At 72.7% G+C, this 13,694-nt stretch carries 5 protein-coding genes; 4 read left to right on the top strand and 1 reads right to left on the bottom strand.

Translation table 11 applies throughout. The annotated features are described in order from the left end of the window. Positions 1–63: 63 nt before the first annotated feature. Positions 64–822, bottom strand: a complete 759-nt coding sequence (locus tag ACLQ2R_RS11385; RefSeq protein WP_425959371.1) for a neutral zinc metallopeptidase — start codon at positions 820–822, stop codon at positions 64–66. Positions 823–1,301: 479 nt separating this feature from the next. Between ACLQ2R_RS11385 and ACLQ2R_RS11380 the strand changes: the two genes are divergently transcribed. The 4 genes from ACLQ2R_RS11380 (at position 1,302) to ACLQ2R_RS11365 (ending at position 13,682) form a co-directional block, all read left to right on the top strand. Next, positions 1,302–1,502: an MbtH family protein gene (locus tag ACLQ2R_RS11380; protein WP_425959370.1), complete on the top strand. Its 201-nt coding sequence runs from the start codon at positions 1,302–1,304 to the stop codon at positions 1,500–1,502. A gap of 129 nt (positions 1,503–1,631) precedes the next feature. Next, the gene (locus ACLQ2R_RS11375; RefSeq protein WP_425959369.1) at positions 1,632–6,824 is read left to right on the top strand and encodes an amino acid adenylation domain-containing protein; all 5,193 of its coding nucleotides are present in this window, start codon (positions 1,632–1,634) and stop codon (positions 6,822–6,824) included. Between the two features lie 97 nt (positions 6,825–6,921). Further along, positions 6,922–12,585 (top strand): amino acid adenylation domain-containing protein, encoded by a 5,664-nt coding sequence (locus tag ACLQ2R_RS11370; protein WP_425959368.1) that lies wholly within the window; start codon positions 6,922–6,924, stop codon positions 12,583–12,585. Continuing rightward, positions 12,582–13,682, top strand: a complete 1,101-nt coding sequence (locus ACLQ2R_RS11365; protein ID WP_425959367.1) for a TauD/TfdA family dioxygenase — start codon at positions 12,582–12,584, stop codon at positions 13,680–13,682. Before ACLQ2R_RS11370 ends, ACLQ2R_RS11365 begins: the two co-directional genes overlap by 4 nt. Positions 13,683–13,694 lie beyond the last annotated feature (12 nt).

The raw sequence follows: 13,694 nt of genomic DNA, 5'->3' as shown, positions 1-13,694 counted from the left end.
GGCCGCCCGCCCCGTCGTCCGGGCGGCCGGGCGCGGCCGGTGAGTTCGTTCCGCTCGTCCCGGTCAGGAGACCAGGGACGGCGCGGCGCTCCAGGTGTCGCAGGCGGCGGGGGAGACAGCGCGGTGGCCGCGCTCGAACCAGCGGAGCCGGTTGGCGCCGACGCCGTGCGTGTGGCGCTCGCCCTCGTCGCCGCTGGCCCGGAGGGCGTCGCGCAGCGCCTCCCAGTCCTGTCCGGTACGCGGCAGGGATCGCCGCACGCTGCCCATGAACACCCCGGACAGGCAGTCCGCCTGCAGTTCGTAGCGGCGGCCGAGCTCGGCCCGGTGGGCGCGGTCCGATCGGGCGCGGGCCTCGTAGGCGGTCCTGACGCCCGTCAGGCTCTGCAGGTGGTGGCCGTACTCGTGGGCCGCGACCTTCAGGGGGTACAGGTCGGTCCGGTCCTCGATCCAGGCGCCGGTGAGCGGGAACACCAGCGTGGCCCGCTCGGTGCAGTAGAAGGCCGCCGCGTTGGGAGGCCACGTCAGCCCGCAGACGCGCCGCGCGGGCTCCTCGTACAGACGGACCGCAGGCTCGCGGAAGCGCAGCCCGGCGCGGGCGAAGTGCGCCGACCACGACTTCCTCAGGCACCGCAGGGCCGCCGTCAGGTACTCGCGCGTCCGGGGGATGCCCCGGTCGACGATCGGCGGTTCCTGGCACGAGGTGACCGCCAGCCTGCCGGATCTCAGCAGCGCGTTCCCGGGCGGCGCGACCGACGCGATCGGTGCGACCGACGCGACCGACGCGACCGGTGCGGCCTCGGCGGGCAGGGGGATTCCGGTCACCAGGAGAGCCAGGCACGCGGCCACCGGCGCGGCCCGTCGCGCGGGGGCGGCCGGCGGGCTCCGGTGAGGCCGCCGGGAGGCCGCGCGGGGTGGGAGGAGGCGCATGGTCGGACAGCATAGGACCTCGCGCCGTCCGGTCCTCACGATCGTCGTCCGGGTGGGCGTCCCTCTCGTCGCCGCCGGCCCTCCGGCTTTTCGACCTGCCGATTCACCGTTCTGATTCGGGGCGGAATCGCGGTCGGCGCGCACCGTTAAGCCATCTGCAAGTCAGGCACAAGACCGACTCTCAAAGATGATGCTTATAAGCCTCACTTGCGTCCAGAGAAGGATATTTACTTAATTCCCTCCGGATCGGATAGGCCATGAAGTCGATCAAGGTAAAGGTGTCCGGTCGGCGGCTTTCCCGGGTGCGGGCGACGAGCACGCGTTTCGACCAACCGGAACGTACGAAACATCACACGCGAAACTACGGAGTCTTCATGAGCAACCCGTTCGAGGATGAGAACGGCCGGTATCTCGTGCTCGCCAACGCCGAGGGGCAGCACTCCCTGTGGCCGGTGTCCGTCGAGGTCCCCGGAGGCTGGGACGTCGTGCACGGAGAGGACGCCCGTCAGGGCTGCCTGGACTTCGTCAACGCCACCTGGACCGACATGCGCCCTCGCAGCCTTCCGGTCCCGTAGGCATTCAAGACCCGTCGGCTGATTTTTCGCACCCGAAACCGCGCTCACCGTAATCCGTATCCCCGTTTTACGTCGCCATTCCTCCCTGCTTCTGTTTGGTACGGCACCCTGCCGCGAATTGGAGATCTCATGAACGCCCTTCCTGTCCGGAGGAATCTGGCCGAGTTGTTCGAGGCGCGGGTGGTGGCGGCTCCGGGTGGGGAGGCGGTGGTGTGTGGTGGGGTGCGGTTGTCGGCGGGTGAGGTGAACGCGCGGGCGAATGTGCTGGCGCGGCGGTTGGTGGCGGCGGGGGTGGGTGTGGAGTCGCCGGTGGTGGTGTTGATGGAGCGTTCGGTGGATGTGGTGGTGGCGTTGCTGGCGGTGGTGAAGGCGGGTGGGGTGTATGTGCCGTTGCATCCGGGGTTTCCGGTGGGTCGGATGCGGTGGGTGGTGGAGGAGACGGGTGCGCGGGTGGTGGTGACCGATGGGGTGTTCGCCGGTCACGAGGTGATGGGTCATGTTCCGGTGGTGCTGGTGGTCGGCGCGGGGGAGGGCGCCGACACCGAGGACACCGAGGACACCGAGGACACCGAGGACACGGACGCCGTGGATACGGATGCCGAGGAGGCGGCTGATCTGGGGTTGGCGATCGACCCGGACCGGCTGGCGTACGTGATGTTCACCTCGGGGTCGACGGGGACGCCCAAGGGTGTCGCGGTGACCCACCGCAACGTCGCCTCCTTCGCGGCCGACCGCCTCTGGCACGGTCCGGAGCACCGCAGGGTCCTGTTCCACACGGCCTCGTCCTTCGACGTGTCCATGTACGAACTGTGGGTGCCGCTGCTGAACGGCGGGACCGTCGTCGTGGCCCCGCCCGGCGTGGTGGACGCGCCGGTGGTGAAGTGGGCGCTGGAGGAGGAACGGGTCACCGCGATATTCCTGACGACCGGCCTGTTCAACGTGCTGGCCGAGGAGTCGCCCGCCGTGCTGGCCGCCGTCCCCGAGCTGTGGATCGCCGGAGAGGCCGCGTCCCCGGCCGCGGTCGGGCGTGTCCTGAGAGCGGGCGGGAACGTCCACAACGGCTACGGCCCCACCGAGACCACGATCTACGCCACCGCGCACAACGTGACCGAACCCGGTGACGTCGTCCCGATCGGCGCGCCGCTCGACGACACGAGCGCGTACGTCCTGGACGGGGGGCTTCGGCCGGTGCCGGCGGGGGTGGCCGGCGAGTTGTACGTCGCGGGTGAGCATCTGGCGCGGGGGTATCTGGGGCGTCCCGATCTGACGGCCGAGCGGTTCGTGGCCGATCCGTACGGGGTGGCGGGCTCGCGGATGTACCGAACCGGCGACCTGGTGCGGGTACTCCCCGACGGGCTTCTCGACTACGTCGGCCGGGCCGACGGCCAGGTCAAGATCCGTGGTATCCGGATCGAGCTGGGCGAGGTGGAGAGCGCCCTGGCCCGTCATCCCGAGCTGGCCCAGGTCGTGGTGGTGGCCAGGGAGGACCGGCCCGGGGACAGGCGGCTGGTCGCCTACCTGGTCCCGCACCACGAGGGGGACGCGGGGGAGGAGGGGGAGCTCGCCGGGAGGGTGCGGCGGTTCGCCGAGGAGAGTCTTCCGGCCTTCATGGTGCCCTCCGCCTTCGTCGTGCTGGAGGAGCTGCCCCTCAACCACAACGGCAAGGTCGACCGCCGCGCCCTGCCCGCACCCGAGAGGGTCGCCTCCGGCACGGCGCCGCGTACACCGGTCGAGGAGATCCTCTGCGGGCTGTTCGCGGAGCTGCTCGCCGTGCCGGGAATCGGGATCGACGACGACTTCTTCGCGCTCGGCGGCCACTCGCTGCTGGCCACCCGCGCGGTGTCCGGGATCAGGACGGCGCTCTCGGTCGAACTGCAGGTACGGACGGTCTTCGAGGCGCCGACCGTCGCCGAGCTGGCGGTCAGGGTCGAGGAGGCGAGGGGGAGGGACGGCGGGGTCCGGCCGACGCTCGTCGCCTCGGACGATCCGGACCCGGTGCTCTCCTTCGCCCAGCACCGGATGTGGATCCTCGAACAGCTCTCCGAGTCGGCCGGGCTCTACACGATCCCGCTGGTGCTGCGCCTGTCGGGGCGGCTGGACCGGGTGGCGTTGCGGGCCGCGATCGGGGACGTGGCGTGGCGGCACGAGACGCTCCGGACGGTCCTCCCGTCGAGGGAGGGACGACCGGGCCGGCTGGTGCTGGAGACCGTACCCGGCCTCACGGTGACGGAGGTCGACGAGGCGGGTCTCGAACGGGCGGTCCGCGAGGTGGCGCTGCACGCCTTCGACCTGTCGGCCGAGCCGCCGATGCGGGCGCACCTGTTCGCCCTGCGCCCCGGTTCCCCCGACGCCGACGCTGACGCTGACGCCGACGACGCCGACGCCGACGCCGACGCCGGGGGTTCCGACGGCACCGGGGGGCGTGAGGAGCACGTGCTGGTCCTGCTGCTTCACCACATCGCCGCCGACGGGTGGTCGATGGCCCCGCTGAGGCGCGACCTGGCGATCGCGTACGAGGCCCGCGTCCGCGGTGAGGCACCGAAGTGGAAGCCGCCGGCGGTGCGGTACACCGACTACGCCCGGTGGCAGCGCGACCTGCTGGGCGACGCCGCCGATCCCGGCAGCGTCATGAGCGCGCAGAGCGCCTACTGGAGGCGGACCCTGGCGGGGCTGCCCGACGAGCTCGCGCTGCCCGTCGACAGACCCCGGCCGGCGGTGGCCGGGTACCGGGGGGAGTCGGTGCCGCTGCGGTTCTCGCCGGAGCTGCACGGACGGCTGCTGACCATGGCCAGGGAGACGCGGGCGACGCTGTTCATGGCGTTGCAGGCGGGACTGGCCGCGCTGCTGACCCGGCTGGGGGCGGGCGAGGACGTGCCGATCGGCTCACCGGCCGCGGGCCGCGGGGACGAGGCCCTGGACGACCTGGTCGGTTTCTTCGTCAACACCCTGGTGCTGCGCACCGACACGTCGGGGAACCCGACGTTCCGCGAGCTGCTGTCCAGGGTCAAGGAGACGGGCCTGGCCGCGTACGCGCACCAGGACGTGCCGTTCGAGCACCTGGTGGAGGTCGTCAACCCCGCGCGCGTTCCCGGCCGCAACCCGCTCTTCCAGGTGATGCTCGCGCTCAAGAACACCCCGGACGACGAGACCGGTCTGTCGGGCCTGACGGTGACGGCGGACCCGGCCTACTCGCTGTACGGCCTGAGCGGCGCGAAGTGCGACCTGCTGTTCGGCCTCACCGAGCACTTCACCGACGGCGCCGCCCCCGCGGGGATCGAAGGGGTTCTGCAGTACGCGACCGACCTGTTCGACCGCGACACGGCCGAGTCGATCGCCACCCGGCTGGTGAGGCTGCTGGAGACGGTGGTGGAGGACCCGGACGTCCGGACGGGCGCGGTGGAACTGCTCGCCCCCGACGAGCGGCACGCGCTGCTGGAGAAGGGGAACGCCACCTGGTCCCCGATCCCCGGCGGCAACCTGGCCGAGTTGTTCGAGGCGCGGGTGGTGGCGGCTCCGGGTGGGGAGGCGGTGGTGTGTGGTGGGGTGCGGTTGTCGGCGGGTGAGGTGAACGCGCGGGCGAATGTGCTGGCGCGGCGGTTGGTGGCGGCGGGGGTGGGTGTGGAGTCGCCGGTGGTGGTGTTGATGGAGCGTTCGGTGGATGTGGTGGTGGCGTTGCTGGCGGTGGTGAAGGCGGGTGGGGTGTATGTGCCGTTGCATCCGGGGTTTCCGGTGGGGCGGATGCGGTGGGTGGTGGAGGAGACGGGTGCGCGGGTGGTGGTGACCGATGGGGTGTTCGCCGGTCACGAGGTGATGGGGCATGTTCCGTCGGTGCTGGTGGTCGACGCGGGGACCGAGAGGGGGGACGCCGGGGAGGCGGCCGATCTGGGGTTGGAGATCGATCCGGACCGGCTGGCGTACGTGATGTTCACCTCGGGGTCGACGGGGACGCCCAAGGGTGTCGCGGTCACCCACCGCAACGTCGCCGCCCTGGCCGCCGACCGTCGCTGGCGGGGACACGACCGGGTGCTGTCGCATTCCGCGTTCGCCTTCGACGCCTCGACGTACGAGCTGTGGGTGCCGTTGCTGAACGGAGGGACCGTCGTCGTGGCCCCGCCGGGACACCTCGGCGCCGCCGCGCTGGAGGAGGCGGTGCGGCGGGAACGGGTGTCCGGCGTGTTCATGACGACCGGCCTGTTCAACGTGCTGGCCGAGGAGTCGCCCGCCGTGCTGGCCGCCGTCCCGCACCTGTGGACCGGTGGCGAGGCCGCCTCCGTCCCCGCCATGCGCGGCGTCCTCGACGCCGGTGGCACCCTGCACCACGTCTACGGCCCGACCGAGACGACGACGTTCGCCCTGTCGGGCCAGGTGACGGAACCGCCGTCCGGGACCGTCCCGCTGGGCGGACCCCTGGACAACACGCGCGTGTACGTCCTGGACGGGGGGCTTCGGCCGGTGCCGGCGGGGGTGGCCGGTGAGTTGTACGTCGCGGGTGAGCATCTGGCGCGGGGGTATCTGGGGCGTCCCGATCTGACGGCCGAGCGGTTCGTGGCCGATCCGTACGGGGTGCCGGGCTCGCGGATGTACCGCACCGGAGACCTGATGCGGCGCCGCGCGGGCGGGGACCTGGAGTTCGTCGGCCGGGCCGACGGCCAGGTCAAGATCCGCGGCTTCCGCATCGAGCCGGGTGAGGTGGAGGGGACGCTGGCCCGTCATCCCGCGCTGGCCCAGGTCGTGGTGGTGGCCAGGGAGGACCGGCCCGGGGACAGGCGGCTGGTCGCCTACCTGGTCCCGCACCACGCGCCGCTCACCTCCTCCTTGGACGAGACACCGCCGGCGAACGGGGCGGGCGCGGTCGGCGCGGCCGGCGGGGTGGGCGCGGCCGATGCCGGGGAGCGGGGGGAGCTCGCCGGGAGGGTGCGGCGGTTCGCCGAGGAGGGTCTTCCGGCCTTCATGGTCCCCTCCGCCTTCGTCGTGCTGGAGGAGCTGCCCCTCAACCACAACGGCAAGGTCGACCGCCGCGCCCTGCCCGCACCCGCGTGGCAGGAGCCGGTCACCGCGTCCGTGGCGCCCAGGACCGAGGCCGAGGAGCTGGTCGCCGACGTCTGGGCCGAGGTGCTCGGCCTGGAACGGGTCGGCGTGCGGGAGGACTTCTTCTCGCTCGGCGGCAACTCGCTGCTGGCCATCAGGGTCGCCGCCAGGATCAGGGCCGCGGTGGACCTGGAGATCCCGGTCAACGCGGTCTTCACCGATCCGACCGTGGAGAGGCTGGCCGACACCGTCGAGGCGCTGCTGATCGCGGACATCGAACGACAGAGCTCCTGAGCCGTCCGCTCGTGACTCCCGGCCTCCGAGCCGTCCCTCACGATTCCCGGCTCCCGAGCCGTTTTCCCATGATTCTCAAGGAAGGAAGAAGTCTCGGATGACCGAGCAGTTGTCGCAGCGCGCCGTAGGCCTTGAGGCCGGCAAACGCGCCCTGCTGTCGAAGCGGTTGCGCGGCAGGGGGGCGAGCGTCACGGTCTCGCCGCGCCCGGAGGGAACGGAACCGCCGCCCTCCAGCGGTCAGGAGCGGTTGTGGTTCATGGAGCAGCTCGCTCCCGGCAACACCGCGTACATCATCCCGCTGGCCATGCGGCTGGGGGGTGAGCTGGAGCCCGCGTCGCTGGAGCGGGCCGTGACGGCACTGGTGGCGCGGCACGAGGCGCTGCGGATGCGCTTCCCCGCAGGCGGTGACGGGCTGCCGAGGGTCGTGGTCGACGACCCCGGCCCGGTCGCGCTGGACGTCGTCGAGGCGGGGAGCGCCGAGCGGGCGGCCGAGCTGGTCGGCGAGGAGCTGATCCGCCCGTTCGACCTGGCCGCCGACGCGCTGCTGCGCGCGACGCTCTTCCGCATCGCCCCCGACGACCACGTCCTCCTGCTGGCCGTGCACCACATCGTGATCGACGGCCGGTCGCTGGAGATCATGGGTGACGAGCTGCTCCGGCTGTACGCGGGAGTGCGCGCGGGCTTTTCGGAGGGACCGGCCGGGCCGGCGGACCTGCCGGAGCTGTCCGTGCAGTTCGGCGACTTCGCCGCCTGGGAACGCGAGCGGCTGGCCGGTCCCGCGGCCGAGGCCGACGCCGCGTTCTGGCGGGAGCGGCTGGCGGGCCTGAGCGACCTGGAGCTGCCCACCGACCGGCCGCGTCCGGCCGAGCAGCGCTTCGAGGGCGCGGTGCACGCCTTCACCTGGGACGCCGAGCTGTCCGAGGCCGTACGCGAGCTGGGCAGGGCGCACAACGCCACGCTCTACATGACGCTGCTGGCCGCGTACCAGGCGGTTCTGGCCCGGTACGCGGGCCAGGACGACTTCGCGGTCGGCTCGCCGGTCGCGGGCCGTCCGTACCGCGAGCTGGAGGGTGTGGTCGGCTCCTTCGTCAACATGGTGACGCTGCGGGCCGACACCGGCGGGGACCCGAGCGTGGCCGAGCACCTGGCGCGCACCAGGCAGAGCGTGCTGGACGCGCTGACCCGCCAGGACTACCCCTTCCACCAGGTGGTCAGCGACCTGGGGGTGACGCGCGACCCGAGCCGTTCGGTGATCTTCCAGGCGACGTTCGCCCTGAACGAGCGGCTGGTCGCCGAGCGCGAGGTGGCCGGGCTGCGGGTGGGCCCGTTCACCTCGCCGCTGGAGGTCACCCAGTTCGACCTGGCGCTGTACGTCACCGACGGTGGCGAGGGCGGGTTGAGCGGCTTCTTCACCTACCGCACGGACCTGTTCGACCCGGCCTCGATCGAGCGCGTCGAGCGTTCGATGAGGCGCTTCCTGCGCGAGGCGGTGGCCGACCCCGGACGCCGCCTGTCCCTGGTGCCGCTGCTGGAGGAGCGGGAGCGGGAACTGCTGCTGGGGGAGTGGGCCGGTACGCAGACCTGGGAGCCCGCGTACCGCACGCTGGGCGAGATGGCCGAGGCGCAGGCGGCGCGCACCCCGGACGCGCTCGCGCTGGTCGCCGGTGAGCGGTCGCTGACCTTCGCCGAGCTGCACCGCCGCGCCGACCGGCTGGCCCGCGGGCTGCGCCGGTACGGGGTCGGCCCGGACGCGCGGGTGGCGATCTGCCTGGACGCCGCCGCCGACGCCGCCGTGGCGATCCTGGCGGTGCTCAAGGCGGGCGGCGCCTACCTGCCGCTGGACCCCGAGCAGCCGCGCGAACGGCTGGAGTTCCTGCTGGCGGACTCCGGCGCCGTCGTGCTGGTCACCGACCCCGCGCTGCGCGACCGCGCGGCCGGCTTCACCGGCACCGTCGTCGAGGTGAACGACACGGACCGCGCCACGGGAACGGACTCGGAGGAGGAGCCGCCCCTGGAGCCGGTCGCGGGTCCCGGCGACCTCGCGTACGTGATCTACACCTCCGGTACCACCGGGCGGCCCAAGGGCGTCGGCGTCCAGCACCGCCACATCGTGGCCTACCTGGAGTACGTCCGCCGGGCCTACGACATCGTGCCCGGAGCGGCCTTCGGCCTGCTGCAGTCGCTGGCGTTCGACTTCAGCATGCTGATGTTCTACCTGCCGCTGACCGGCGGCGGCACCCTGCACCAGCTTCCCCGGCGCGGTTCCGGCCCCGAGCTGGCCGAGGCCGTGGCCGGTCTCGACTACCTGAAGATGACCCCCTCGCACCTGGCCGCGCTGGGCGCGGAGGTGGACCCCCTGCTGCTGATGCCGCGCCGGGCGCTGGTCCTGGCCGGAGAGGCCGCGCCGACGGAGTGGGCGCGCGAGCTGGCCGCCACCGCCGGGTGCGCGATCTTCAACAGCTACGGTCCCACCGAGACGGTGGTGGCGGTGACCACCGAGAGGGTCGACCCGTCGGCCGTCGCGGCGGGCCCGGCCTGGCCGATCGGCCGCCCGCTGCCCGGTGCCCGCGCCTACGTGCTGGACCCGGGGTTGCGGCTGGTCCCGGCCGGGGTGGCCGGTGAGCTCTACGTCGGCGGCGACACCCTGGCGCGGGGGTACCTGGGCCGTCCGGGCCTGACGGCCGAGCGGTTCGTCGCCGACCCCTACGGGGAGCCGGGAGCCCGCATGTACCGCACGGGAGACCTGGTGCGCCGGCTGGAGGACGGGAGGCTGGAGTTCCTCGGCCGTACCGACCACCAGGTGAAGATCCGCGGCTACCGGGTGGAGCTGGGGGAGATCGAGGCCGCGCTGGCCACGCTGCCCGGCGTGGTGCAGGGTGTGGTGGACCTGCGCGGCGACCGCCTGGTCGCCTGGCTGGAGAAGGCGCCCGGCGCCGAGGCCATGGCGGTGGGCGAGGTGCGCGCGCACCTGGGGGAACGGGTGCCCGACTACATGGTGCCCGGCCGGTTCACCTGGCTGGACCGGCTGCCCTTGCAGGCGCACGGCAAGGTCGACCGCGCGGCACTGCCCGACCCCGAGCCCGGCCGCGCCGACGAGCAGGCCGGTCACGTCGCCCCCCGGGGGCCGGTCGAGGAGGCCGTCGCCGGGATCTGGGCCGGTGTCCTGGACGTCGAGAACGTCGGGGTGCACGAGAACTTCTTCGACCTGGGCGGGCACTCGCTGCTGGCCACCCAGGTCGTGGCCCGCATCCGCAAGACCCTGCCCGGCGTCAGGCCGCCGGTCGGCGTGCTGGAGATGTTCACGCACCCCACCGTCGCGGAGCTGGCCGCGCTCATCGCCGAACGCCGGAGCGGGACCGGGGACGGGGACGGGACGGCGGCACCCCGGCGGATGCTGGCCGAGCTGACCCGCCCGATCGCCCCCGCGGACCGCGTCGGATCGGTCGTCTGCGTGCCGTACGGCGGCGCCAACGCGGTCGTCTACCAGACGCTGGCCGACGCGATGCCCCCCGGCTACTCCCTCTACGCGGTCGCCGCCCCCGGGCGCGAACCCGGCGAGGAGACCCAGCTTCCCTTCGAGGAGGTGGCCGAGCGGTGCGTGGCCGAGCTCGCCGAGCACGTCCCGGGACCGATCGTGATCTACGGGCACTGCGCGCCCGGCAGCGCGCTGGGGGTGGAGCTGGCCCGCCGCCTGGAGAGCTCCGGGCGGAAACTGGACGCCCTCTACCTGGGTGGCATCTTCCCCTTCGCCAAACCCAGGGGACGCCTGCTGGGCCCGCTCAGCACCCTGATCAGCGACCGGTTGCAGGGCACCCGTTCCGTCGCGGCCGAGCTGCGCGCCATCGGCGGTGACATGTCCGGCCTGGACGAGGAGCAGGTGGCGTTCACCGTCGAGCTGATGCGCCAGGACGGGCGGATGGCCGAGAGGTACTTCACCGACCTGCTGGCCGTCGACCAGCCCCGGCTGAAGGCGCCAATCATCTCCGTCGTCGGCGAGCGCGACCCGGGTACCGAGTTCTACCGGGAGCGCTTCAAGGAGTGGTGCCTGCTGTCGGAGTCGGCGTCGCTGGTCGTCATCGACGAGGCCGGGCACTTCTTCCCCAAGTACCGCGCCGGCGAGCTGGCCCGGATCGTCACCGAGACCCACGTCGGCGACGCCGCCTGGCGGGCCCGGCACTCCGAGGACGCGGGCGGCACCTGGTGGCTGCTCGACAGCGTGCGGCACCCGGCACCGGCCGGGTCCCTCACCGATGCCCCGGCCGGGTCGCGGGCCGACTCCCCGAACGGGTCGCGTACCGGATCACCGGCCGGCGCCGGGACCACGCGCGGGAACGGAAGCGGGAGCGGGAGCGGGAGCACGGCCGCGGGACGCGAGCCGACCATGCGCCGGTTCCTGCCCGTCGCGGCCGGGCAGCTGATCTCGCTGACCGGATCGGCGCTGACCGAGTTCGCGGTCCCGATCTGGATCTACACCGTCACCGGGTCGGTGGCACACTTCGGGCTTATCGCGCTGCTGGCGCTGGTACCGGGCATCGTCGTGGCGCCGCTGGCCGGTGCCGTGGTCGACCGCTACGACCGGCGCCGGGTGATGATCGCCGGTGACCTGGCCTCGGGCCTCTCCCAGGCGGTCATGCTCGCCCTGCTGCTCACCGACAGGCTCACCGTCGGCCCGCTGTACGGGCTGATAGCCGTGGTGTCGGTGTCGGTGACCTTCCAGCGGCTGGCCTACCAGGCGGCCATCCCGCAACTGGTGCCCAAACGCTACCTCGGGCACGCCAACGGCATCGTGCAGCTCGCCATCGGCACCGCGCAGTTCCTGGTCCCGCTGATCGCGGTGGCCATGCTCGCCGCGATCGGGCTGGAGGGCATCCTGACCATCCAGGTGGCCGCCTACCTCTTCGCCGTCGTGGTGGTCCTGATCGTCAAGTTCCCGACCACGCTGGGGCTGCACCGCCGGGAGTCGATCTCGGCCGAGATCGTCAACGGTTTCCGCTTCTCCCTGGGGGACCGCAACTTCCGGGCCATGCTCTTCTTCTTCGCCGGGGTGAACCTGTTCCTGGCCCCGATGTTCGTCATGATCTCGCCGCTGGTGCTGTCGTTCGCCTCGCTGACGGCGGCGGGCGCCATCGCGGTCGCGGCCGGCGCGGGCACCGTCGCAGGCGGCGTCACCATGAGCCTGTGGGGCGGCCCGACCCGGCGCAGGCTCCGCGGGGTGATCGCCACGATCCCGCTGCTGGCCCTGTCCGGCGTCCTGATCGGGCTGCGGCCCAACCTCTGGCTGATCGGCGCGGGCGCCTTCGGCCTGTCCTTCGCCCTGTCCCTGGTCAACGGCATGATCATGACGATCATCCAGGTCAAGGTGCCGCACCGTTTCCAGGGACGCGTCATCGCGGTCAACACGATGATCGCCGCGGCCACCGTGCCGATCGGCTTCGGTGTCGTCGCCCCACTCGCCGGTCCGCTCCTGGACCCGCTGCTGGCCCCCGGAGGCCCGCTCGCCGGGACCCTCGGCGCGGTCATCGGCACCGGGCCCGGACGCGGCATCGCCCTGCTGTACCTGCTGTCCGGCGTGTGCATGGTCCTGCTCGTGATCGCCGGCTCCCGGATCCGCGTGCTGTCGCGCTTCGACGAGCGGGTGCCCGACGCCAGGCCCGACGACCTCGTGGGTCTCGAGGAGCTGGAGAGAGCCCGCGCGTCCTCACCCGTCCCGGCTCCGCGTCAGGAGCCTTTGACCCGTATTCCGACCGGAGGCCGACTGTGAACACCACCACCACCATCGACTGGGAGATCAGGGAGGGCCGCCCGGCTGCGGCCGACGCCCAGGGATCCGATCTCGACCGGACCTGCGACTGGCTGCGCGGGAGCCGCGACGCCATCCGCGCCGGGCTGGACGAGCACGGCGCCCTCTACCTGCGGGGACTGCCGGTCACGTCCGTGCAGGACGTCGCCCGGGTGCGCGACGCCCTGGTCTCCAGGCTCGCCGGGTACGTCGAGAAGGCCACCCCGCGCAGCCACTTCGGCGGCGACGTCTACTCCTCCACCGACCTGCCCCCCTCGCAGGCGATCCGCCCGCACAACGAGAACAGCTACGCGCTCACCTTCCCCGGGATGCTGATGTTCTGCTGCCTGGTCGCCCCCGACGAGGGCGGCGCCACCCCGGTGACCGACGTGCGCAAGGTGCTGAACGACATCCCCGCCCCGCTCGCCGACCGGTTCCGCGAGCACGGCTGGTCGCTGGTGCGCAACTACGGCGACCACATCAGCCTGGGCTGGCGCACCGCCTTCGGCACCGAGGACAGGGAGGAGGTCGCGGCCTACTGCGCGGAGAACCACATCGCCCACGAGTGGGTCGGCGAGGACCGGCTGCGCACCGTGCAGCGCCGCTCGGCGACCGTCCGCCACCCCGGGACGGGTGAGGAGGCCTGGTTCAACCACACCGTCTTCTGGAACGAGTGGGCGCTGGAGGAGGAGGTCCGCGAGGTGTTCCTGGAGGACCTGGGACACGCCGGCCTGCCCTTCAACACCGCCTACGGGAACGGGGAGCCGATCTCCCGGCAGGACATCGAGATCATCGACGAGGCCTACCGCAGGGCGACGGTGCGGGAGACCTGGCGGCCGGGCGACATCCTGATCGTCGACAACATCCTCGCCGCGCACGCCCGCGAGTCCTTCAAGGGCTCCCGCAAGATCGTGGTCACCATGGGCGACCCGGTCGCCCTGGACGCGTGCTCCCCGACCGTCCCGCCCCGGGCCGGGTTCGCCACGTCCGGGACCGCGTCCGGGGCCGCGTCCGGGACGGTGTCCGAGGGGGGCGCCGCGCCCGCGAGGACCCGCCGCTGGTTCGGCCGCCGCTCCTGACGGCGGGCGGCG

Origin of the sequence: Streptosporangium sp. DT93 (assembly GCF_049844535.1) — a bacterium.
In the GTDB taxonomy this organism is placed as follows: Bacteria; Actinomycetota; Actinomycetes; order Streptosporangiales; family Streptosporangiaceae; genus Streptosporangium.
This window is presented reverse-complemented; position numbering and strand designations above follow the sequence as displayed.

Bases quoted from the DNA above. Each gene is read 5' to 3' on its own strand.
- ACLQ2R_RS11380 (WP_425959370.1), top strand. From the start codon at position 1,302: ATGAGCAACCCGTTCGAGGATGAGAACGGCCGGTATCTCGTGCTCGCC.
- ACLQ2R_RS11375 (WP_425959369.1), top strand. From the start codon at position 1,632: ATGAACGCCCTTCCTGTCCGGAGGAATCTGGCCGAGTTGTTCGAGGCG.
- ACLQ2R_RS11370 (WP_425959368.1), top strand. From the start codon at position 6,922: ATGACCGAGCAGTTGTCGCAGCGCGCCGTAGGCCTTGAGGCCGGCAAA.